The sequence below is a fragment of the Paludicola sp. MB14-C6 genome, from assembly GCF_030908625.1.
GTDB lineage: Bacteria > Bacillota > Clostridia > Oscillospirales > Ruminococcaceae > Paludihabitans.
The window spans coordinates 1962537-1986470 of sequence record NZ_CP133133.1 but is presented as its reverse complement, the minus strand read 5'-3'; the positions used below and the strand labels follow the sequence as shown (position 1 = coordinate 1986470).

Annotated in this window: 18 protein-coding genes, 6 tRNA genes and 3 rRNA genes; 10 read left to right on the top strand and 17 right to left on the bottom strand. The window is 36.5% G+C overall.

What is annotated here, in order from left to right; translation table 11 throughout:
• Window positions 1-8 precede the first annotated feature (8 nt).
• Window positions 9-932: a CobW family GTP-binding protein gene (locus tag RBG61_RS09530; protein ID WP_307942971.1), complete on the top strand. Its 924-nt coding sequence runs from the start codon at window positions 9-11 to the stop codon at window positions 930-932.
• 13 nt (window positions 933-945) lie between these two features.
• Here the strand turns inward: RBG61_RS09530 and mgrA are convergent, their stop codons facing one another.
• Window positions 946-1947 carry an L-glyceraldehyde 3-phosphate reductase gene (gene mgrA / locus RBG61_RS09525; RefSeq protein WP_307942970.1) on the bottom strand — a complete coding sequence of 334 codons (1002 nt, stop codon included), beginning with the start codon at window positions 1945-1947 and terminating at the stop codon, window positions 946-948.
• Between the two features lie 212 nt (window positions 1948-2159).
• On the opposite strand from mgrA, the gene RBG61_RS09520 reads away from it, so the two are divergent.
• The 4 genes from RBG61_RS09520 (at window position 2160) to RBG61_RS09505 (ending at window position 6130) form a co-directional block, all read left to right on the top strand.
• Window positions 2160-3599, top strand: coding sequence for an arylsulfatase (locus RBG61_RS09520; protein WP_307942968.1), 1440 nt, complete (start codon window positions 2160-2162; stop codon window positions 3597-3599).
• A gap of 25 nt (window positions 3600-3624) precedes the next feature.
• Window positions 3625-4128 carry a GNAT family N-acetyltransferase gene (locus tag RBG61_RS09515; protein ID WP_307942965.1) on the top strand — a complete coding sequence of 168 codons (504 nt, stop codon included), beginning with the start codon at window positions 3625-3627 and terminating at the stop codon, window positions 4126-4128.
• A gap of 230 nt (window positions 4129-4358) precedes the next feature.
• Complete coding sequence (locus tag RBG61_RS09510; RefSeq protein ID WP_307942963.1) at window positions 4359-5408, top strand: uroporphyrinogen decarboxylase family protein; 1050 nt, start codon at window positions 4359-4361, stop codon at window positions 5406-5408.
• Between the two features lie 101 nt (window positions 5409-5509).
• Window positions 5510-6130: a hypothetical protein gene (locus tag RBG61_RS09505; RefSeq protein WP_307942961.1), complete on the top strand. Its 621-nt coding sequence runs from the start codon at window positions 5510-5512 to the stop codon at window positions 6128-6130.
• Window positions 6131-6159: 29 nt separating this feature from the next.
• Here the strand turns inward: RBG61_RS09505 and RBG61_RS09500 are convergent, their stop codons facing one another.
• From RBG61_RS09500 to RBG61_RS09485, 4 genes are all read right to left on the bottom strand, one after another.
• A complete protein-coding gene (locus tag RBG61_RS09500) occupies window positions 6160-7605 on the bottom strand; it encodes an IS1182 family transposase (protein WP_307942958.1) in 1446 nt (481 codons plus the stop codon).
• 104 nt (window positions 7606-7709) lie between these two features.
• A complete protein-coding gene (locus RBG61_RS09495; protein WP_307942955.1) occupies window positions 7710-8411 on the bottom strand; it encodes an aspartate/glutamate racemase family protein in 702 nt (233 codons plus the stop codon).
• Window positions 8408-9631, bottom strand: a complete 1224-nt coding sequence (locus tag RBG61_RS09490) for an ATP-grasp domain-containing protein (RefSeq protein ID WP_307942953.1) — start codon at window positions 9629-9631, stop codon at window positions 8408-8410. The genes RBG61_RS09495 and RBG61_RS09490 overlap by 4 nt, the downstream gene beginning before the upstream one ends.
• A 23-nt stretch (window positions 9632-9654) precedes the next feature.
• On the bottom strand, window positions 9655-10497 hold the full coding sequence (locus RBG61_RS09485; RefSeq protein ID WP_307942951.1) for an arginase: 843 nt from the start codon (window positions 10495-10497) through the stop codon (window positions 9655-9657).
• Window positions 10498-10845: 348 nt separating this feature from the next.
• Between RBG61_RS09485 and RBG61_RS09480 the strand changes: the two genes are divergently transcribed.
• From RBG61_RS09480 to RBG61_RS09460, 5 genes are all read left to right on the top strand, one after another.
• Window positions 10846-12366 (top strand): Mur ligase family protein, encoded by a 1521-nt coding sequence (locus RBG61_RS09480; RefSeq protein WP_307942949.1) that lies wholly within the window; start codon window positions 10846-10848, stop codon window positions 12364-12366.
• Between the two features lie 160 nt (window positions 12367-12526).
• Complete coding sequence (locus tag RBG61_RS09475; RefSeq protein ID WP_307942947.1) at window positions 12527-12721, top strand: DUF6774 domain-containing protein; 195 nt, start codon at window positions 12527-12529, stop codon at window positions 12719-12721.
• Between the two features lie 26 nt (window positions 12722-12747).
• Window positions 12748-12972 (top strand): DUF6774 domain-containing protein, encoded by a 225-nt coding sequence (locus RBG61_RS09470; RefSeq protein ID WP_307942944.1) that lies wholly within the window; start codon window positions 12748-12750, stop codon window positions 12970-12972.
• A gap of 50 nt (window positions 12973-13022) precedes the next feature.
• Window positions 13023-13220, top strand: a complete 198-nt coding sequence (locus RBG61_RS09465) for a hypothetical protein (protein WP_307942943.1) — start codon at window positions 13023-13025, stop codon at window positions 13218-13220.
• A gap of 10 nt (window positions 13221-13230) precedes the next feature.
• Entirely contained in the window at window positions 13231-13359 is a 129-nt protein-coding gene (locus RBG61_RS09460; RefSeq protein ID WP_307942941.1) for a hypothetical protein, read from the top strand.
• A gap of 159 nt (window positions 13360-13518) precedes the next feature.
• Here the strand turns inward: RBG61_RS09460 and RBG61_RS09455 are convergent, their stop codons facing one another.
• The 12 genes from RBG61_RS09455 to RBG61_RS09400 all read right to left on the bottom strand — a co-directional run bounded on the left by RBG61_RS09455 (window position 13519) and on the right by RBG61_RS09400 (window position 23769).
• Window positions 13519-15600, bottom strand: a complete 2082-nt coding sequence (locus RBG61_RS09455; protein ID WP_307942939.1) for a glycosyltransferase — start codon at window positions 15598-15600, stop codon at window positions 13519-13521.
• A gap of 309 nt (window positions 15601-15909) precedes the next feature.
• Window positions 15910-15985: transfer RNA gene (locus RBG61_RS09450), tRNA-Thr, on the bottom strand.
• Between the two features lie 68 nt (window positions 15986-16053).
• Window positions 16054-16130: transfer RNA gene (locus tag RBG61_RS09445), tRNA-Asp, on the bottom strand.
• 4 nt (window positions 16131-16134) lie between these two features.
• Window positions 16135-16210 (bottom strand) — tRNA-Trp (locus RBG61_RS09440).
• Between the two features lie 4 nt (window positions 16211-16214).
• Window positions 16215-16291 (bottom strand) — tRNA-Ile (locus RBG61_RS09435).
• A 108-nt stretch (window positions 16292-16399) separates the two neighbouring features.
• Window positions 16400-16516: ribosomal RNA gene (gene rrf, locus RBG61_RS09430) — 5S ribosomal RNA — on the bottom strand.
• Window positions 16517-16589: 73 nt separating this feature from the next.
• Window positions 16590-19429 (bottom strand): 23S ribosomal RNA (locus RBG61_RS09425).
• Window positions 19430-19685: 256 nt separating this feature from the next.
• Window positions 19686-19762 (bottom strand) — tRNA-Ile (locus RBG61_RS09420).
• A 70-nt stretch (window positions 19763-19832) separates the two neighbouring features.
• Window positions 19833-19908 (bottom strand) — tRNA-Ala (locus RBG61_RS09415).
• Window positions 19909-20145: 237 nt separating this feature from the next.
• Window positions 20146-21662: ribosomal RNA gene (locus RBG61_RS09410) — 16S ribosomal RNA — on the bottom strand.
• The 16S, 23S and 5S rRNA genes sit together here with 6 tRNA genes alongside, the layout of an rRNA operon.
• A gap of 770 nt (window positions 21663-22432) precedes the next feature.
• Window positions 22433-23071, bottom strand: coding sequence for a hypothetical protein (locus tag RBG61_RS09405; RefSeq protein WP_307942936.1), 639 nt, complete (start codon window positions 23069-23071; stop codon window positions 22433-22435).
• A 14-nt stretch (window positions 23072-23085) separates the two neighbouring features.
• Window positions 23086-23769, bottom strand: a complete 684-nt coding sequence (locus RBG61_RS09400; RefSeq protein WP_307942934.1) for a hypothetical protein — start codon at window positions 23767-23769, stop codon at window positions 23086-23088.
• Between the last annotated feature and the right edge of the window lie 165 nt (window positions 23770-23934).

The following is a 23934-nucleotide window of genomic DNA, read 5'->3' as shown; positions in this document are numbered from 1 at the left end:
GAGATCATATGACAGGTATCTATCTAATTACAGGATTTTTAGGAGCAGGAAAAACTACTTTCTTAAAGAAATTTGTCAGAATGCAGTCTGCGCATAAAATGAGAGTTATCGTGAATGAATTTGGAAAAGAAGGCGTTGATGGGCAGCTTCTAAAGGAACTGCCTATTGTAATAGACGAAATTAACAATGGTTCTATTTTTTGTTCTTGCAGATTGGAACAGTTTGAAACCGTATTGGTTCATGCACTCAAAGAAAAACCGGAGTTAATTATCATCGAAGCATCCGGACTTTCTGACCCTACTAACATTAGAAAAATACTCTCACAAAAAGATAAATATAATGATGTAAAACTGCTTGGCAGTATTTGCATTGTCGATGCAATCAACTTTAAAAAGGTAATTTCCACTGCACGTGTTTGTAAAAAACAATTAAGCGTTAGTGATTTAGTTATTATTAACAAATCCGATATAGCTACGCCAGAAGATATTGAACTTACCAATAAACTCATTCACGATTTATATCCACATATTATCACTCACTTAACAAGCTTTGGAGAAATAAAAGAAGAATGGCTTTCTGACATTGATACTCAAAACCAAGAAAGCCATCCCTTATTTCAAACAAAAGATTTAGGATTACAAAAAGCTCTTATTCAAATAAGCAATAATATGGGAATTTATAAGCTCAAAAAATTTCTTGAAATGATTTGTGAAGATACTTATCGTATAAAAGGCTTTTTGAAATTTGATGAAACAATCTATTTAGTAGATTGTGTTGGGAGTTTGATAAACGTTGAAGAATATACTTTACCATTAGACAATTCCATCAAATTAAATTATATTGTAACTCTTGCAGGCCCAAGTATGAATATGAGAAAAAGCCTTGAAAATGCGCAAAAATGGTACAAAGAAGACATTATTGATATTCAATAGTAAGAGTAAAAGATTACTTGATTATTGCGTTATAGCAAGCATCAATTTCGTTCAATTCTTCTTTTGTAAATTCTAAGTTATCAATTGCTTTTACATTTTCTTCAATTTGTTCAACTCGGCTAGAACCAATTAGCGCAGATGTGACTTTACCATCACGAAGAACCCACGCTAACGCCATTTGTGCTAAAGTTTGACCTCTTAACGCAGCAATTTCATTCAAACGAATGAGTTGCTGCCTTTTTTCTTCGGTTACTTCGCTGCAAGAAAGACTTGAATTTTGGAAAGTTGCTCTTGAACCTTCTGCAATGCCATTTAGATATCTTGAAGTTAAAACACCTTGAGAAAGCGGACAAAAAGCAATACTACCCATTCCCTCTTTTTCCAATACATCTTGTAGGTTTGGCTCAATCCAACGATTTAATAAGCTATAGCTTGGTTGATGAATCAATAATGGAACACTCATTTTTTTAATGATGTCAGAAGCTTGTTGCGTTTTTTCATGGTCATAGCTTGAAATACCAACATATAACGCCTTACCTTGCTTTACAATATCGGCAAGTGCTCCCATTGTTTCTTCTAATGGCGTATTTTCATCAAATCGATGAGAATAAAAAATATCAACATAATCTAAGCCCATACGTTGTAAGCTTTGATCTAATGATGCCATTAAATATTTTCGAGAAGAGCCGTTTCCATAAGGTCCGGACCACATTTCATAACCGGCTTTGGAAGAAATAATCAGCTCATCACGATAAGGTTTTAAGCTTTCTTTCAATACTTTACCCATTGTTTCTTCTGCACTTCCCGGTACAGGGCCATAGTTGTTTGCTAAGTCAAAATGGTTAATGCCTAGATCAAATGCTCGTAGCAACATTGCTTTCGAATTATCATATGGACGATTGCTTCCAAAGTTTTGCCACATTCCAAGTGATATTAGCGGTAAAACCAAGCCGCTGTTCCCACATTTTCTGTATTTCATGTTTTCGTATCTTTTGTTGTCTGCAATATAATTCATAATATCTCTTTCCTCTCATAACTATTAGAATATTTGAAATATAAATAGTTTATTTTTGCTTAAATTACTTCATTTATTCTTTTATTTTTTTCTATGTAATGATAGTAACATAATTCATAAAAGGTTGCAATGAAAAGTTGAAAAGACTATTCTTGAATGCTATAATGCAAACAGAAAGATAAAACTTATTTGAATAGAAAGTCAGGGATGATATGAGACCGAATATTTTATTTATCATGACCGATCAGATGCGTGGCGATTGTATGGGTATTGCAGGGCATCCGGACGTTAAAACGCCATATTTAGATTCGCTCGGAGTAGAAGGCAGCTATTTTCCTAATGCTTATACCGCTTGTCCTTCTTGCATTGCGGCACGTGCTTCTTTAATGACAGGATTAACCCCTCGCCATACAAAACGAGTGGGCTATCAAGACGGTGTTGCTTGGGACTATGACACAACGCTCGCTGGTGAACTTGGGAAAGCTGGATATTATACAAAATGTGTTGGTAAAATGCATGTGCATCCACTCAGGAATAATCTTGGCTTTGATGATGTTATACTACATGATGGTTATTTAGGGTATTATAGAAAGCCTACTACTCCATTTTATGAACACCAAACCATTGCAGATGATTATTTTCACTGGTTGAAATCAGAGCTAGGTGCTGATGTTGATATTACTGATAGCGGGCTAGAATGTAATTCATGGGTAGCAAGACCTTTCCCTTATGAAGAAAAATATCATCCAACCAATTGGGTTGTAGCAAACAGCATTGACTTTTTAAGAAAGAGAGATCGTTCCAAACCATATTTCTTATTCGCATCTTTTGTAAGACCACACCCACCATTTGATGCTCCACAATGTTATTTTGATATGTATCAAGACAAGGAGCTTACCCCTCCCCCTGTTGGCGACTGGGCTGACAACGAACGCTATAAAATCGAAGGCAGACATTATTGCTGTGGAAACGGTATTGCTGACCCCGAACTGCAACGGCAAGCACAAGTTGGCTATTACGCTTGTATTACCCATTTGGATCATCAAATTGGGCGTTTATTGCAAGCTATTCAAGAAGACGGGGAATATAATAACACAATTATCATTTTCACATCGGATCATGGTGAATTATTAGGTGATCATCATACTTTTAGAAAAATTCGCCCATATCAAGCAAGCATCCAAATTCCTTTTATTATTTCTACGCCAAACGAAATTGCAAATATCAAAGGTCACACATTCAAACAAGTCGTTGGCTTACAAGATATTATGCCAACACTATTGGATATAGCCGGCGCTTCCATTCCCAAAACATTAGATGGTGTTTCCCTTGTTCCTCTTTTAAGCGGTCAAGAAAACAAGACAAGAGAGTATTTACACGGTGAGCACAGCGGTGGAATCATTGGAAATCAATATATCGTTACCGATACCGACAAATTTATTTGGTATATGGAAACGGGTGAAGAGCAATATTTCAACTTAGCTATTGATTCAAAAGAGTTAAAAAATGAAATACATAATCCGCTCTACAAGGAAAGAATCTCCTATTTGCGTAACATCATGATAAAAGAACTGATAGGAAGAGAAGAAGGCTATACAGACGGAAATGTGTTAATAAAAGGAAAAGAACAAAAAGCAATGCTTTCAAAATAAGAATTTCCTTTTATATGGAGGTAAAATGAACATAATGATAAGAAAGATGATTCCATTAGATGTGGAATCTATGTTTGATGCATTTCACGCACAAGGTTGGAACAAGCCAATAGCTATATTAAATCAATATATGCAAGAACAAATAGATGGAACCAGAGAAGTGTTCGTTGCCGCTAATGAAAGTCAAGTAATGGGTTATGCAACACTTTTGCCATATGACTCAAATGGGCCTTTTGCCAACAAAAATATACCTTGTATTAGTGATTTTAATGTATTTGAACCATTTCAAAATAAAGGGATTGGAAATAAAATATTAGATGCTATTGAAAGTCATGCAAAACAATATAGTGAAACGATTTGCTTAGGTGTAGGATTACATAGTGGTTATGGCTCTGCGCAGCGAATGTATATAAAAAGGGGCTATATTCCTGACGGAAGCGGAGTATGGTTTCAAAATCAAATTGCAACACCCTATGCACCTTGTATCAATGACGATGACCTTATTTTGTATATGAGCAAAAAGTTGTAATTACCTTCTACTCTGAATCTATTGTAAAGATTATAACAAGGCTTAAAATAATACAATAAATCATATCATATTACAATAACCAACTTTAATACATCTCTATAATAAAGCTTATAACAGCAAGCATAATAAGATTAAAGAGTATATTGCTAAACGATTATAAAATTTATGCCGCTATATAGAAAATAGGCATTTTGTAGATTATCAATAGCATATAAAAGGGGATTTAACATATGAGAAATTTCACACCGGATTACAGAAATATTGTATTAAGTGCAAACAACATTGAAGCAAAACGCTTACCGCTTTATGAGCATTTAATTAGCACTCAACATATGGAAACCGTGTTAAACAAGCAGTTTTCTTCACTTGTAAATGGAAATTACGAGGATAAAAAAGAGTTTTTCAAAAACTATTGTGAGTTTTTTAAAGTAATGGGTTATGATACGGTTTCAATCGAATTCTGTTCCGGTGGAGCTTATCCCGGCGCAGGAGCATTAGGCGGACATGTTGACCCAATTATTAAAACCAGAGATGATTTTGAAAAATATCCTTTTGAAGAAGTAATTCATAACTATTATAGAATCTATGCTGAACAGCTTTGTGCATTACGTGAAGTAATGCCACAGGGTATGAAAGCAATTGGCGGTGTAGGAAACGGTATTTTCGAAGTAGTTCAAGACTTAGTTGGCTATATGGATTTATGTTATTTAAGCGCAGATGATCCTGATTTATACGAAGACCTTTTTGCAAAAATAGGCGATGTTAACCTAAGCATATGGGAGCGTTTCATGCGTGAATTTGGTGATATTTATTGTGTTCTCCGCTTTGGAGATGACCTTGGCTATAAATCCAGTACTATGCTAAACGAAGAAGATGTTAAGCGTTTGATCATTCCGCAATATAAGCGAATTATCAATGTTGTACATTCTTACAATAAACCATTTTTATTACACTCCTGTGGTAATATTTTTAATGTAATGGATGATTTAATTAACGTTGCCGGAATTAACGCAAAACATTCAAACGAAGATCAAATTGCTCCATTCCCTATTTGGGTAGAGAAATATGGCGACAAAATAGGTAACTTTGGCGGAATTGATACCGATGCTGTTTGCAGATTAGATAAACCAACTATGAAGGATTATATTCTCGAAGTTATTCATAAATCAAAAGGTCATGGTGGATTTGCATTTGGTTCTGGAAACTCTATTCCGGATTATGTACCTCTTGATAATTATTTATATATGGTTGAAATTGTTCGACAATTTCGAGGCGAATAAAGTAACACCAATACTATTATTCTTTCATATAATGATACGAGAAGTAAACTGCATGTATTTTTAATGCATAGGACTTTCTCAAATATGAAAGGAGAATGTTCATGAGCTGTAAACCTTTTGAACCAACAACCAATATTTATAGATGTGGATGCGATTTCGGAATTGGATGCAACTGTGGTAGCTGCTGTCCTTGTCCTTGTCCATCTCCATGCCCACCTCCATGTCCATTTCCACCACACGACTGTAAACCTGATTATAGTTTAAGAAATGGAAATGATGCAGAAACGCCACAATCTTTACCGGCAGCAGTAGCTGCGAATACTCCTGATTTAGCAAGCTCACTTGCATTACCAATTGATATTCAAACTCGTGGTAATGATATCATTTATAACCCAACTAGTAAAAACTACATCCTTGATGATGGGTATTATCTTGTTGTACTTCGTACAATAGCAGTAGCTCCTTTAGTTACTGGTACTGTAGTGTATGCAGGTGCTACACTAAGCTTAAATGGTATTCCGGTTAAGGAAAGCTATACTGCTTCTGCATCTGGTTTTGGTGTATCTAAAGAAATATTTATGAATCAATTACTCTATGTTCCAAGCCATGGTTCTATTTTGACTTTCTATAACAATACGAAAGCACAGCCAATCGGAACAGGATCAGCTGGAAATACAGTACAATATTTTAACACGACTGTTGATATTGTTAAACTTGCATAATAAACGGAAAAGACGCTCAAATGAGCGTCTTACAGTCTGAAGAAAAAGCCCGATTTTGGCGTAACCAAAGTCGGGCTTTTGAATATATGGTTGAAAATTTGAAAAAAGTGGAAAGGATACAAAAAGGAGAGTTCACCCTCCAACTTATGTATTGCCAGCTTTTTAAGGTTCATGCACGCAAATTTAAGCCTAACCCAGTTTGTTACTTGGGCAAGACCTCGATAAGGTGTATAACGCATTGCGTATTTTTCTTTCGCATCAGCAAAAACTCGCTCAATCGTTTCTTTTCGCTGTGCATAAAGATCTTTGTATTTTATTGCATAACGAATATCTGAAACTTGCTCTAAGTACTCATGCCAAACATGAACTGTGTATTGTTTCTGGAATTCTTTACTTTCAGTGCATTTGTAACGAAACCCACAGATTTTACAGTCGTTTGGATTGCTTTTAAATTCTTTGTATCCTTCTCTATTCGTGGTGGAATAGTGTAAAACTTTATTGTTTGGACATACTACACAGTCAAAATATTCATCATATGAAAAATCATATTTCTTAAAAAAGCCTTGTTTTGTCATTGGTCTACGATATGGTACTAATAAATCTTTTCCATCATCTATAAGTCTTTTTGCAATATAGGGAGTATTGTAGGCACTATCTGCCACTATTGTTTGGATTTCGGGGTGGTTTTCTTTTAATTTATCATACAAATCATCGAATGCTACGCTGTCATGTACATTGCCTGCTGTTACATGAACATCTACAATGTAGCCTTTTTTGTCACAAGCTGTATGTGCTTCATAAGCAAGGCATTTCTTATGCTCTCCTTTATGAAATACACCGCTTTCAGGGTCAGTGGTTGATTCATTGATGATTTTTTCTTCTATTTTAGGTGGCTTTGTATCGTCAAATGGCTTTTTTTTATGTTCTTCTCTATCTTTATTGATTTCGTCCATTAGTTGTTTCTCATAATGTTTTGCTGCTACGGGGATTGATTTCTTTACAACCTTTTTTATATTTGCATTTGCTTTTATATGGGTTCCATCTACAAATACCACCTCTGGGTCAAGATATCCCATATCATTGATTTCATTCAATATCCAGTTGAAAATGCATGCAATAGTATTCTCGTTAAATCTATGTTTAAAGGCATAACTTATTGTTGTAAAGTGAGGTATTTGTTCTGTCATTAAATATCCTAAAAACCAACGATATGCACAGTTCATTTGTACTTCTTCTACCAATTTGCGCAACGAACTTATTCCATACAAATGTTGTATTAAGACCATTTTGATTAGTACTACTGGGTCTATGCTTGGTCTTCCATTATCTTTACAATACAAATCCTCTACGAAATCATATATATGACAGAAATCCACTGCACTATCTATTTTTCTAAGCAAATGTTCTGCTGGAATAAATTCTTCTAAGCACAAAAACTCTACTTGTGTTCGGTCTTTTTTAGCTTTAACTAACATTTAATCACCCTATTTAATTATACCATTTTTCGCGTCAAAAGTCCCCTAAATCATCAAATTTAGGGGACTTTTTCTACAAGCTGAAAGACGCTCAAATGAGCGTCTTATTTTTTTACCTTTTTTCCGCATGCTGTAATTGCTTTTTCTACTAAAACTTCAAGTGAATCCACATAAAAGTTATTCAACGAATATTCTCGCTTTAAAATAGATAACTCAGTACAACCCAAAATTACTCGTTCACAGCCTTGCAAACGAAGTTCGTTTACTACTGCTTTAAATTTTTGTAAATCAACGGGTTGATTCGCTTTTACGTTATCATATATAATATCCATAACATATTGTTGATTTTGTTGTGATGGACAAATTGCTTCTATCTGTTGATTTTGTAATGCGTTTTGAAACAACTTTGTTTGAATTGTCCCATTCGTAGCAAGAATTCCTACGCACCCAACACCTTGCTCTTTTAAAAATATAGCTGTTTCATCAATCATATTAATAAACGGAACTGTTACCGCATCTTGTAATTCTTGATAGAAATAATGGGCAGTATTGCAAGGGGTGACAATAATGTCTGCACCCATTGCTTCAAGCTTTTTGGCATCTTCTTTCATCATAAAAGCAGGATTTTCTTCACTGCGTCCTAATATAAAAGCGGTACGATCAGGTATTTCGGTATGATTCAATACAATCATATCGATATGTTCCTGATCAATTTGCGCATCGGTTTTATTGATTAAGACTTCCATAAAATATGCTGTAGAAAGAGGTCCTACTCCGCCGATAACACCTAATGTCTTTCTTTTCATTCTGCTAATCCTTTTTTACCATAGTATTTTTTATATTTTCTAAAATGATTCAGCATATTGATTTTCAACTTAATATAACGTTTTAGATTTAAGTCCTTGCTATAAAATAAAGAGTTGGTACATTTACCTTGTTTGATTAACTCTCTTACTTCTTTTTGACAAGCTTCATCTTTTACATATTTATATACAATTCCTTTTGGAACTTGAATCCATAAATGCTTGTCCTTTGCAATCGTTAGCGGCATATCTTTATGATATACAACATCATCCACAAGCCATTTTGCTAAATTATAGCCACTTGCAGTAACAAAAAAGCTTGATCTGCCTTGACGGATATTGTTCTCAAACAGTTTATATTTGCCATCACGCATATCATACTTCATATCGAAGTTTGCAAAACCGGCATAGCCAATATCTTCTAAGAAATCTTTGAATTTATTCAACAATTCTTCATCATAAGTGTTGATAATTGCAACGTAACTACCAATTCCTTGAGGAGTATGTTCCTCTAAAAGAGCATGACCTAACGCCATTAACTTTACTTTTTTATCCGTTCCCACATAACAGTTTAAAACACGCATATAGCTGTCATCACCAGGGATAAACTCTTGTATGGTCAAATGATCCTTATAGGTTGATCCATAAATTGCATTTAATATGCGTTCGTATTCTGGTTTATCTTGAGCAACGAATACTTTCATTTTGCCAGGAAAAGAACATTTCCAATACTCAACAGAGTTAGATGCTTTAATGATAACGGGAAATTGAATATCAACTTCTTTGGTTTGATAATCATCGAAAGAAACCACTTCTGTTTTAGGATATTCAAAACCATATTTTTCACAAATATGATAAAAGCTTTCCTTCATGCTTAATGTATTCAACAACTCTTCAGACAAGCAGTTGAATAAATAATAATCCTTTAATTGTTCTTGGAATTTAACAACGAGTTTTACGTAGCCATCTCCGCAAGGCACTAATACTAATTTCTTGTCTTGATGTTGATTTGCAACTTCCATTAACTTTTTCATGAATTTTTCGGGATTTTCTAAATCAGGTTCTAAAACGAAATCTATAATTTTAGAATTTACAGTTGCTGTAAAAATAGTCTTGCTAATTGCAATAGAGCGAACACCATATTCTTCATGAAAAGAACGTGCCATCCCATAAACGTTAGCATCGCTTCCCAGTAAAACCGGTATAAATGATATCTCTGGCATATAAATGCGCCTCCGTCGATAATTTATTTGTCTAATATTTTTTGAATTAACGAGTAAGTAAACTCTGCTGTATGTAAATCCGTATCACAAATCGGATTGTATTCCACAATATCAATAGAGGATATCGGAAATTCTTCTAGTAAGAAATCAAAGATATGATCCACTTCTTGCTCATTGAATCCATCTTTAACAGGTACGGAAACACCTTTAATCAACTCAGGATTCATAACATCTAAGTCAAAGCTAATATGAAGCTTTGTTATATTTGATAAATAATCCTTGGCTTCTTTCAAGCAAACTTCCAAACCACGCTCTATTACTTCATGATAAGTATATACTTTAATATTTAAGCGCTCTACAATATCCTTCTCAAGAGGATCCATATCACGAACGCCAAATAGCACTATATTTTGTGGTAGTATTTTTGTGTCGATTTCACAGATATTTACCAGCTTTTCTTCGCCATAACCCATAACGACAGAAACAGGCATTCCATGAATGTTGCCTGAAATGGTAGATACATCTGTGTTAATATCTGAATGAGCATCAACCCAAATTAAGCCCAGTCCTTTTACGTTATTTGCAACGCCGGAGATTGTTCCAATTGCTGAAGCATGGTCTCCACCAACAAATAATGGTATATTGCCACGTTTCGCAATTGCATTGGTTTCTTTTGCTATACTTGTGCAAGTTGCAACTACGCTATTCAAATTTTTTAAATTTTTCAAGTTTTCTTCTGGCACAATAATTTCGTCAATCTTTTTAATGTTGAGATCGGGATATCGAACGTTTAATGAGTTTATACTTTGTTGTAACCCTTTGTTTGATACACCAAGGTGCATTGGACACCCTATCAATTCATACATTGCTTTATGCCTCCTCATAATGTAGCTTTACATTATGTGATTTTATTATTATTGACTTCATGAAATGAATACAACATTATTATTATAGCATTGCTGAATGGCATAGTAAATAGAAACTATAGCAATTCCTTAGAAACATTATAGAATGAAAGCAGATACCTATCTACATATCCAGCAAAAATTAATAGGATTCTCATACATTAAAGTTGTAGAATGATATTCTCTATGATATAATTATCAAGCAAACTATTACAATGATACTAATAATTTTTAATATAATGCAAAAAAACGCATACATATATTTTAACCGACAATATGTACTTGATACCCAGAAAGGAATTACACAATATGAAAGTCTACTCCATCCCATCCTATATCGAAATGCTTAACGAAGAAGGACTGTTGGTTGAAAGCAAAGTTGTCGACCCAACTATTGCGATTGAACATATCACTTATAATTCAAAAGATACGAAACCATATACACTCTTTGCTTGTAAAGGTGCCTCTTTTAAAAAGGACTATCTTGATGAAGCAGTTGATCACGATATCGCTTGTTATTTAAGCGAAACAAAATACGATACCAATAAACCTGTCAGTTATTTAATTGTCAGCAATATTCGAAAAGCAATGGCATTGGTAGCTGATGCTTTTTATGATCAAGCATATTCTAAGCTTAATCTTATTGGTATTACAGGAACCAAAGGCAAATCAACAACTTCCTACTACATTAAGTATATATTCGACGAATATTTACAAAGTGTCGGTAAAAAGCCAAGCGGTATTGTGTCATCTATTGATGTTTATGATGGAATTATTAAAAAAGAAGCACATTTAACGACACCCGAGGCTTTTGAACTTCATGAGCATTTTGATAATGCAGTAAAAAGTGGCATTGAATACTTTGAAATGGAAGTATCCAGTCAAGCATTGAAATATGACCGTGTTCTTGGTGTGACATTTGATGTTAGCGTTTTCTTAAATATATCAGAAGACCATATTTCACCTATTGAACATAGTGATTATAACGATTATCTAAACGCAAAACTAAAAATATTTAATCAATGCAAGCTTGCTGTCGTTAATTTAAATACAGACGACAAAGAACGTGTGTTAAAAGCTGCAAAGCAAAGTCCTTTACAGACCACCTTCGGATATGTTGAAAATGCCGATTACTACGGCTATAACATCAAAAAGGAAAATGATGCAATTACTTTTATGTGTAAAGGTAAAAACTTTAACAGCCAATTTAAGCTTACAATGCCCGGTTTATTCAATGTTGAAAACGCATTAGCCGCAATAGCTGTTTGTGATTATTATCACATTCCGTTAGAGCACATTCAAAACGGATTAGCCAAAGCACGTTCCAGCGGCAGAATGGAGATTTTCTCTACTCCCGATCAAAGCGTTATTGCTATTGTCGATTATGCTCATAATAAATTGAGTTTTGAAAAGCTTTATCAATCTACATTAGAAGAATATAAAGGAAGAAAAATTATTACCGTTTTCGGGTGCCCCGGTGGAAAAGCGTATAACAGACGAGTTGAGCTTGGCGATTTATCGGGCAAGTATTCCAATAAAGTATATCTTACTGCGGAAGATCCTGCATATGAATCTGTAAACGATATTAGCAAAGAAATAGAGAAATATGTGACAAAACACCCTTGTGAATGCTTTTTAATTGATGACCGTGGTGAAGCAATTCAAGCAGCAATTTTAGAAGCTGAGCCAAACAGCATTATTTTAATTACTGGCAAAGGAAATGAAACCCGACAAAAAATCGGTTCAACTTATGTTCCTTGTCCTACCGATTCCGATTATGCAAAACAATTTCTTGCTGAAGTTGCAGCTAGAGCAAAAATAAACGAATAAAAAAGAGCCGTTTGGCTCTTTTTTTATTCACTCATTTTTTATAAAAAAATTTTTAAATTATTGAAAAATAAAGCTTAGCAATGAAATAAAAAAATATATACTTTTTATTGATATAATAAAATTACATTAATCTCAATATATTTAATTGGGAGTGATATATATGGTTTGTCCAGAAGAATTTGCAGCTGCTATTGCTGCCACAGGAATCGCACTCACAAAAGGAAAATCAACCGAGGAACTCGCTATACTAGCTATCTTATTCATTCAACTAGGATATACCATTGAAAGCGTGATAGCACAAAGAGAGTACATTGAAAAATGTTGCAATAAAGAAAATAGCTCAAATTTAGGTTAAATTAGCAAAAAAAAGAGGTGCTATAGATGATTTGTCCAGAAGAACTCACTATACTTATTTCTGCAACTGCGGCAAGTATTGCACAAGGTAAAAGTTTATTAGAATTAAATTTGTTATCTTGTTTTTTTGTTCAACTAGGTGATTCACTTGCAACGATTGCTGTTCAAAGGGAAGTTATTGAGGAATGTTGTTGTCCACCCAAAGATAGTGATAGCGAAAATTCTTCATCCTCAAATCGTATTATCATATAAATAATATGTATTTTAAATAAAAATGGTAACACTACAGTTGAGGTGGAATTATGAAAAATTATGTTAAAAATAACGATATTCCATTAGGACTAGGCATGGCATTATCAAAAAATTTAGAGGCACTCAATCAATTTGCAACTCTTTCAAAAGAGCAGCAACAAGTAATTATCAATCAAACACATTTGATTCATTCAAAAAATGAAATGCAGGCTTTCGTTCAACAAATTGCTGAAAGAAAATATGTTTAGGAGGTAACCAATGGACAAGGATTATATAATTGCTCAAATTAACGAGAATGAACTGAAAAGTATTTCTGAGCTTGAGCAGAAATTCAATCAAGAATACAATGCTAATATTGTTTTAATTGCATACGAAAAATCAAAATAGTAAGAGTAAAATCATAAACCCGCCACAGAATGGCGGGTTTATGACTTAAAAAAGCAGAAATAACTATGAAATTAAATTTTGATTGATAAAAAGTAAAAAATCGAGTGTATCAAATTTTAATCACATAAACTCATAATTCAATAATAACTTATATTACTATTAAACTATAAGTGGTTGCTTCAATAGACTTTTTTGTATTTTAAATATATCTATCCCGCATAAAGAAATCGCATCCCACTCATTTATTAATAAACTATATGCTGTATTTTTAATTAATAACACTTGTTCATAATTTATTATGTTCAAATTAAATAGTTGCAGTGAAGGAGATGATTCACCTGTTTTCATAGTATCTTTATCAAACAATATTAAACCATTATGAATGGATGAAATCGAAGCAAAGCAAATTTCAATTTTAATATTATACTTAATCTGTATAGCTTCAACGATATTAAATGGTGTATGAACGCTTATAGCAACAATCAAAGCATTGTCCGTTTTGATAATTGGAATTATGTTGTATCCATGTAAATCATCTTCTGAAAAAACATTTTTTAATCCAGTTATGTTGTATTCACTAAAGTCATGTGTTTTTAAATATACCTTATTAAGTGTATCAGCAATACATATTAATAATTCATCCTCTGTTATAATTCCTGCATTTATTAGATACTCGCCTAAAGGTGTTTTTTTTCCAGATAATTCTATATCATTCAAATACCTTTGTAGTTCTTTTGGACAAATAAACTTGTTTTCTAATAAAATATCGCCAATTTTCCGATGATATTTTATTAAAACATTTTCACTCAGAAAAGAGTGATCCGTTTTATCCCATTTAAGTTGTCTTGTATTTTTTGATAATTGCTTTGCTTTATCCTGTTTATTTTTAGGTTTCGGATCCCCAAAGTATTTTCGCTTATAAGCTTTTATTGTTGAAGTAAAGTTTATAACATTACCCCATACAATTCTAAAAGGAATTATCGGAGGAAATAAGCAAGCGAAAAACGTGCTCCTTTTTCCATAAATATTATAAATAGCTATAGCTCTAAAAATTTGTCTTTCAATCATAAAGGCTGTTACGATCAAGCACATATACCAAGAGAAAGTATACTTTGGATATATAGTAGGTAGATCTACAAATAACGATATTAAGAAATAAATAAAAACAGGATAACCTACAAAAGCCAATAGATTCCCGAATTTTGCCTTTTGGTCTTTATATAGTGAATACTTACCAACAAACGACATACCTTTTGATTTAAATATATCCATAAACTTTAAAGACTGCATAGTTATACCTGTAATCCATCTTGTTTTTTGCCTAACTGCGGCTTTAAATGTATTTGGGAATATTGAACGTGTAGCAATATAATCCCAAACAATTTTATAATCATCGGTTACTCTTGGAATTTTTTCTAAAACATAATAAAGTTTATACTTTTGTTGATATAAAGTTAACGATAATTTGTAATCTTCGGTTAAAGATCCATTTTCTAATATATCTTCACCATTAAAAGATTCCACTACTTGCCTTGATAATGCAAATCCTGTACCAGCTGAAGGCACAAAAGCTTCAGCATTATTTCTATTTGTCATTACAAGAAAATGATTTTCTGCAAACTCATCTGCATAAGTGCCTGTAGTAATTGTTTTAAAAAAATTTTTAAAAGTAGGTTTATATATAATAGGAAATACCGGAAATTGTAATGCTGGATACTTTTCTATTAGATAATTTGTTACCTTAAGTTCATAAGGATGGACAACATCTTCTGAGTCATGTACAGTAAATGAACTAAATATCCAATTCTTATCTTTTTCAAACTCAAAAATTTGTTTTATTACGTAGTTTATATTTTGAGCTTTTGAAGTAGGTCCCGGTAAACAATTTATAATAACATGAACATTGTCATATTTTGCAGCCAAACGTCTAGCTACATCAATTGTTGCGATATCATTTGGATACACCCCTAAAAAAATATGATACATACTTTTAGGATATATTGTTGAACGCACAAAATTACCTACAACATCTTCTAAGACATTTTCCTCATGCCAAGCTGCTATCGTTACAGCTAAAAGCTTACAAGGAGTATTTGAAACTTTATTTAAATCTATATCTTTATTTTTCCTTACAACAATTTTAAAAGAAGTATATATGTCCCAAATAAAATCATCGATACCCATAAATAAATATAATATTACTAAAGCTAGTCCAATATTGTATAAGATTTGATTGTGCATTAAATTCCCTCCTATATAAATATTTAAAGTTAGTTCTTAGTTTAAAAAATACTAATGTTTTAGCATTACTTAACAACCTAAGTATATCACACGATTGTATAAATAAAAATATATGAATCGAAATGAAGTATACTTTGTCAAAAATTATATAATTCTGTATTCTAATTTAACTGATTATATCTTAGCATTATTGGATTATACTAGGATTTTATTCTTTTAGTTTGGAAAGGATTATCGTCCTACACAACATTTCACAAAAACTAAAAAACTGAAGCCCTCGTAAATATTATATTTACAAGGGCTTCTGTTTGGAGCTGCTAACCAGATTCGAACTGGTGACCTCGTCCTTACCAAGGACGTGCTCTGCCACCTGAGCCATAGCAGCAATAGTGATATTACAGTAAATTAACCAAATATAGCAAAAGTACCGCTCACGCGATACTTTAACATTCTTGGCGACCCGTATCGGGCTCGAACCGACGACCTCTAGCGTGACAGGCTAGCGCTCTAACCAACTGAGCTAACGGGCCAAAATGGCAGGGGTTAAAGGACTCGAACCTTTGGCACGTGGTTTTGGAGACCACTGCTCTACCAACTGAGCTAAACCCCTATTATGGTGGGCCTTCAGGGACTCGAACCCTAGACCTACCGGTTATGAGCCGGTTGCTCTAACCAACTGAGCTAAAGGCCCAGAATCGATTCTGGGATTACATATATATTAAAAAAATTTTTATATATTCTTGTTAAATTAAATAAACAGCGATCAGCAGGCAAAGCTGCTAATCACTATTCATTATTGTGACGGCACTTATCTATCTTCCCAGGCCGTCGCCAGCCAAGTATTTTCGACGTAGATGAGCTTAACTTCTGTGTTCGGTATGGGAACAGGTGGATCCTCATCGCTATCAGCACCGTCTATTGAAGAATTTGATATCTTCAAAACTAAACAATGATTGTAAGATTTTCATGAACTTAAACCATCATGATTTGAGGTTAAGCCCTCGACCGATTAGTACTCGCTAGCTAAATACATCACTGCACTTACACTTTGAGCCTATCAACCTCGTAGTCTACAAGGGGTCTTACCTGATTAACTCAGTGGGATATCTTATCTTAAGGGCGGCTTCACGCTTAGATGCCTTCAGCGTTTATCCGTTCCGCACATAGCTGCCCAGCTGTGCCAGTAGGCCTGACAACTGGTGCACCAGAGGTGCGTCCATCCCGGTCCTCTCGTACTAGGGACAGCTCCTTTCAAATATCCTACGCCCACGACAGATAGGGACCGAACTGTCTCACGACGTTCTGAACCCAGCTCGCGTACCGCTTTAATTGGCGAACAGCCAAACCCTTGGGACCGAATACAGCCCCAGGATGCGATGAGCCGACATCGAGGTGCCAAACCTCCCCGTCGATGTGGACTCTTGGGGGAGATCAGCCTGTTATCCCCAGGGTAGCTTTTATCCGTTGAGCGACGGCATTTCCACTCACATACCGCCGGATCACTAACTCCAACTTTCGTTACTGCTCGAACCGTCATTCTCGCAGTTAGGCTCGCTTATGCGTTTACACTCAAAAGCACGGTTTCCGTCCGTGCTGAGCGAACCTTTGAGCGCCTCCGTTACTCTTTTGGAGGCGACCGCCCCAGTCAAACTGCCCACCTAACAATGTCCCCCACCCGGATTCACGGGCGCAGGTTAGAATTTCAGCACATGAAGAGTGGTATTCCAACAGTGACTCCGCCAAAGCTGACGCCTTGGTTTCCTAGTCTCCCACCTATCCTATACATCATATACCGAAATCCAATATTAAGCTACAGTAAAGCTCCATGGGGTCTTTCCGTCTAGTCGCGGGTAACCGGCATCTTCACCGGTACTACAATTTCGCCGGGCGGGTTGTTGAGACAGTGCCCAGATCGTTACACCATTCGTGCGGGTCAGAACTTACCTGACAAGGAATTTCGCTACCTTAGGACCGTTATAGTTACGGCCGCCGTTTACCGGGGCTTCAATTCAGAGCTCTCACTCCTCCTCTTAACCTTCCGGCACCGGGCAGGTGTCAGCCCCTATACGTCATCTTTCGATTTAGCAGAGACCTGTGTTTTTGCTAAACAGTCGCCTGGGCCTATTCTCTGCGGCTCTTGTTTCCAAGAGCACCCCTTCTCCCTAAGTTACGGGGTCAACTTGCCGAGTTCCTTAACAACCCTTCTCCCGTTGGCCTTAGAATTTTCTTCCTACCTACCTGTGTCGGTTTGCGGTACGGGCTCCGAAGATATACACAAAGCTTTTCTCGCCTTCCTCTACGCTTGCTTCCCTACTAATTTTCGGTCCCTTACGACCGGGTCTACCATCGCCCGGCTCAAGCGCTTTGAAAGTGTCCCTTTGTTTAAATCTTTTGGAGGCTACGGAATTTCAACCGTATGTGCATCGGCTACGCCTCTCGGCCTCACCTTAGCTCCCGGCTTACTAGGAGCGGACGAACCTTCCTCCTAAAACCTTAGGCTTTCGGCCATTATGATTCTCACATAATTCTCGCTACTCATTCCGGCATTCTCACTCGTATAAAGTCCACCGCCGCTTTCGCTGCGACTTCTCCCCTTATACGACGCTCCTCTACCACTTGTCTTACGACAAATCCCAAGCTTCGGTTTACATTTTAGCCCCGTTAAATTTTCGGCGCAGAACCACTCGACCAGTGAGCTATTACGCACTCTTTGAATGAATGGCTGCTTCTAAGCCAACATCCTGGTTGTTTTAGCAGTTCCACATCCTTTTCCACTTAAATGTAATTTGGGACCTTAGCTGTGGGTCTGGGCTCTTTCCCTTTTGACTATGAAACTTATCTCACACAGTCTGACTGCTATGCATCAATTATCCGGCATTCAGAGTTTGATAGGGTTCGGTAACCTCTCGGCCCCTAGCCCATTCAGTGCTTTACCTCCGGTAATCTAACATAACGCTAGCCCTAAAGCTATTTCGAGGAGAACCAGCTATATCCGAGTTCGATTGGAATTTCTCCGCTATCCACACCTCATCCGCCGCCTTTTCAACGGAGGTCGGTTCGGCCCTCCATGAGATTTTACTCCCACTTCAGCCTGGACATGGATAGGTCACTCGGTTTCGGGTCTATATCATGCAACTATTTCGCCCTATTCAGACTCGGCTTCCCTGCGGCTCCACACCTTAAGTGCTTAACCTTGCTGCATAATATAACTCGCCGGACCATTCTACAATAGGTACCATATCACCCGTTGACGGGCTCTATGTGCTTGTAGGCACAGGGTTTCAGGTTCTATTTCACTCCCCTCCCGGGGTGCTTTTCACCTTTCCTTCACAGTACTCTTCGCTATCGGTCATTAGGTAGTGTTTAGGCTTGGAGGGTGGTCCCCCCGGCTTCCCACGGGATTTCTCGTGTCCCGCGGTACTCTGGATACTGCTCGCTGACTCTGTTTTTCGTTTACAAGACTCTCACTTTCTTTGGTGTGCCTTCCCATACACTTCAACTAAACTTCGTCAATGCTAAATGCAGTCCGCAACCCCTACGGTATTTCTACCTTAGGTTTGGCCTGTTCCGCGTTCGCTCGCCACTACTTGCGGAATCTCTTTTGATTTCTCTTCCTCACCCTACTTAGATGTTTCAGTTCAGGTGGTTCCCCTCATATACCTATGTATTCAGTATATGATACGTGAGCATTACCTCACGTGGATTGCTCCATTCGGATATTTACGGATCAATGTCTGCTTGCGACTCCCCGTAACTTTTCGTAGCTTGCCACGTCCTTCATCGGCTCCTAATGCCAAGGCATCCGCCCTGCGCCCTTTGTAGCTTAACCTCGAATTATATAATTAAATTCATAATGATTATTCTAAGTTCACAACGCAAAAATATTATTTGTAGTATTTTTTACCCTAATTAGTTCTTCACTTTATTAGTCGCATAAAATATTTTAATTTATTTCGCATTCTTACTTTCATTGTTCAGTTTTCAAGATACCATCGCAGTGCCTGCGAACGCAATATCGCGTCTCAGTTTCTGCTATTTTTGTAATTCTCGTTTCGCAAATCTAAGATTCTTGAATGTTGAATTACTGGTGGGCTAAAGTGGACTCGAACCACCGACCTCACGATTATCAGTCGTGTGCTCTAACCAGCTGAGCTATTAGCCCGTCTTATTAGAATCTCGGCTCTGGTTTGTTCGGTTTCTTCCTTATCCCTTAGTTGTAATCTTTCGATTACTGGTGGAGATGAGGAGGATCGAACTCCTGACCCCCTGCGTGCAAGGCAGGTGCTCTCCCAGCTGAGCTACACCCCCACATATTCAAAGTTAATTTGTTTGCAAATTTACTTTTGCTATGCGCTTCAGGATTTGGTTCTTTACCGCTATTCCCATTTTTTGAAGATACTATTTAGATTTCTCTTAATAGTGGATCCTCAAAATTAAACAATGTAAATCAGGACGACTTGTAAGAAATTTATCGTGCATCTTTTTTCTTTGTGTGTTTATGCTCACACTCAATCCATTACATTACTGTAACGTCTGACTCCATAGAAAGGAGGTGATCCAGCCGCACCTTCCGATACGGCTACCTTGTTACGACTTCACCCCAATCATTAACCCCACCTTCGGCGACGTCCTCCTTGCGGTTAGACTATCGACTTCGGGTGTTGCCAACTCTCATGGTGTGACGGGCGGTGTGTACAAGGCCCGGGAACGTATTCACCGTAGCATGCTGATCTACGATTACTAGCAATTCCGACTTCATATAGGCGAGTTTCAGCCTACAATCCGAACTGAGACTATTTTTGGGGATTTGCTCCACCTCGCGGCTTCGCTTCCCTTTGTTAATAGCCATTGTAGTACGTGTGTAGCCCAGGTCATAAGGGGCATGATGATTTGACGTCATCCCCACCTTCCTCCGTTTTGTCAACGGCAGTCTCTCTAGAGTGCTCAACTGAATGTAGCAACTAAAAATAAGGGTTGCGCTCGTTGCGGGACTTAACCCAACATCTCACGACACGAGCTGACGACAACCATGCACCACCTGTCACTAAGTCCCCGAAGGGAAAACTTAATCTCTTAAGTGGTCTTAGGATGTCAAGACCTGGTAAGGTTCTTCGCGTTGCTTCGAATTAAACCACATACTCCACTGCTTGTGCGGGCCCCCGTCAATTCCTTTGAGTTTCAACCTTGCGGTCGTACTCCCCAGGTGGATTACTTATTGTGTTAACTGCGGCACGGAAGGGGTCAGTCCCCCCACACCTAGTAATCATCGTTTACAGCGTGGACTACCAGGGTATCTAATCCTGTTTGCTACCCACGCTTTCGAGCCTCAGCGTCAGTTAAAGCCCAGTAGGCCGCCTTCGCCACTGGTGTTCCTCCTAATATTTACGCATTTCACCGCTACACTAGGAATTCCGCCTACCTCTACTTCACTCAAGAAATGCAGTTTTGAACGCGAATATGGGTTGAGCCCATAGATTTAACATTCAACTTGCACCCCCGCCTACGCTCCCTTTACACCCAGTAATTCCGGACAACGCTTGCCACCTACGTATTACCGCGGCTGCTGGCACGTAGTTAGCCGTGGCTTCCTCCTTGGTTACCGTCATTATCTTCACCAAGGACAGAGGTTTACAATCCGAAAACCTTCTTCCCTCACGCGGCGTCGCTGCATCAGGGTTTCCCCCATTGTGCAATATTCCCCACTGCTGCCTCCCGTAGGAGTCTGGGCCGTGTCTCAGTCCCAATGTGGCCGTTCAACCTCTCAGTCCGGCTACCAATCGTCGCCTTGGTGAGCCATTACCTCACCAACTAGCTAATTGGACGCGAGTCCATCTTTCAGCGGATTGCTCCTTTGATATTAAAACCATGCGGTTTCAATATATTATGCGGTATTAGCAACCGTTTCCGGTTGTTATCCCCCTCTGAAAGGCAGGTTACTCACGCGTTACTCACCCGTCCGCCACTAAGTATTCGGGAGCAAGCTCCCTCATACTTCGTTCGACTTGCATGTGTTAGGCGCGCCGCCAGCGTTCGTCCTGAGCCAGGATCAAACTCTTAATTAAAATTGTATTATACGCTTTTAATCAAGCTTTATAATCTGGTTCATTACTTACTGTCGTATTTTCCTGTTTTTTTGAATTTATCGGGTATGATTAATTCATTTTAAATTTACATTGTTTAATTTTCAAGATCCACTCTGCTGTTTTCAGCAGCTTGTCTCACAACGTTTCCGTCGTTTGACGCTTAATTATTTTATCACACTCAAGCGTTTTTGTCAAGCACTTTTTTTCTTTATTTTTTAAAGTTTTTTCAGTGTTTAACGGCTTTCGCTCGTTGTGTCTACTCTTTCGAGCAGCTTTATTATCTTATCACAACCGCTCTCTTTTGTCAAGCATTTTTTTACTTGATTTTCGAGGTTTTTCTAACTCGTTTCCGTTTTAGTAGGTCGTTTTGACAACTTTTATATTCTATCATATGCGAAGCTTTTTGTCAACATCTTTTTTCTACCTTTTTTGTGAGTTATTTACGAAGTAAATTACTCTTGATTATCTTTCATTCCTCGTTGTCATGTTCCCCATGTTTCTAGAACTCCAATGTCTTACCACAAATCCAGTAGCTTTATTCGATTTTGACCACACTAATATTTGATTATTAGCGTTGCTCTCAAAAGACAGCTTGTCTATATTATCATAGCTATTCCCTTTTGTCAACCGTTTTATGAAAGGAAATTTGTGGAGAATCCATATTGTTGATTACGCTTCCTTATAAATAGGGGAAATGAAGATAAACAAGAGCCGACACGAGGTCGGCTCTTGAGTGAGAGTTAGTTATCTTATTTTATATTACTTTTTACTTCTCTTTCAAATTTCCACAATGGCATTCGATTGTATTTTTTATATATTTCATTATGATCTGCTGGATACACTTTATTATCTTTGGTTATATAGAAATAACTCGAATGTATGCTAAAAGGTATACATTCATTCAATTCTGAATTATACGATGCAATGAATAATAATTGCTCATCAACTGTCAATTTAGGGGAACAATCTTCATACATACTATTTCTACAAAATTGTATTTCATGACCTTTCGTCAACTCACCTTTCAATACTTTATCTACTCTTATTGTATACGAATAATATTTCACTTCTCTAACGCTATCTTTAATACCTAATAATTCATCTTTTTTCTTTTCTGCTATGCTTTTATCTACTATATAACTTTCTGTTATTTTCCCACTACTACTTATCACCGTTCCTAGAAATACGTCATCTGCTGCAGAACACATCTGATTAATATTTAGTGGTCCTATTACTTGAATACTCGCAGGATACGCCAGTACTGGATATGGGTTATTATTCTTGGAATAATCAATAGGAACTAATAGAATCCATAAAATAAATCCAAGTAAAAACAGTATGCTTAAGCTAACCACTATTAGTTTTATGCTTATCTTTATCTTATTCATTGTCATTCTCCTCACTAATATTTTATATTCATGTCATCAATATCATGTTGAGCTATATATGTTGAAGCTTCATGTACAGAAGCTTTCATTATAGATGGTATTGAACTAGGAAGTACTTCATAAATGGTGTTAGAATGTCCTAAAGTGTATACATGTCCTATTTCATGTGCTATTGCAGAGGTCTGTAATGCTTCGTCCAATCCATCATACATCGAATTATTTTTATGATTCGGATTAAACATAATCTTTGCATATATTATTTCTTTTGTAGAATTTATTGCTTGTTCATTTGTTTTATAAATCATATTATAGTTAGTATCATATAGAATCGTATACGCTAGCGTGTCTTTTGATAGTCTCTCAGTAGTATACCAGTTATACGCTGAATCAGTATATAAATCAACATTTGAAATAGTAAAATCAGTTACTTGACTCAATGCCTTTGTTGGAGAATTAGTCCACATGTTTACTGCAGCTTGATAATTATCATGATACATTGAATCTGAACCTAAATTATCGCTATTAACTTTAGTGTAGTAAAAAGTACCGCTTTCATTTTTATTTATCCATTTCAGTACAACTGGTTCACTACCATTCATACACATTTCATGTGCCCACACGCTACTCGTTCCAAATAACATCGTTACCACTAGCATCAAGCTGACTAAAACTGAAATCATTTTGTTAACCTTTTTCATAATAATTCTCCTTACTTTTACCGATACGTATTCGTATCCATTGTTTCAGACGAATGATTATTAAGAGGACCCCAAACTAACTTCTCTTAATACCCATATTATATATATATATCAAAAATGTCAAGTATTTACTGGTAACAAAATGGAAGCAAAGCAAAAAGCCGA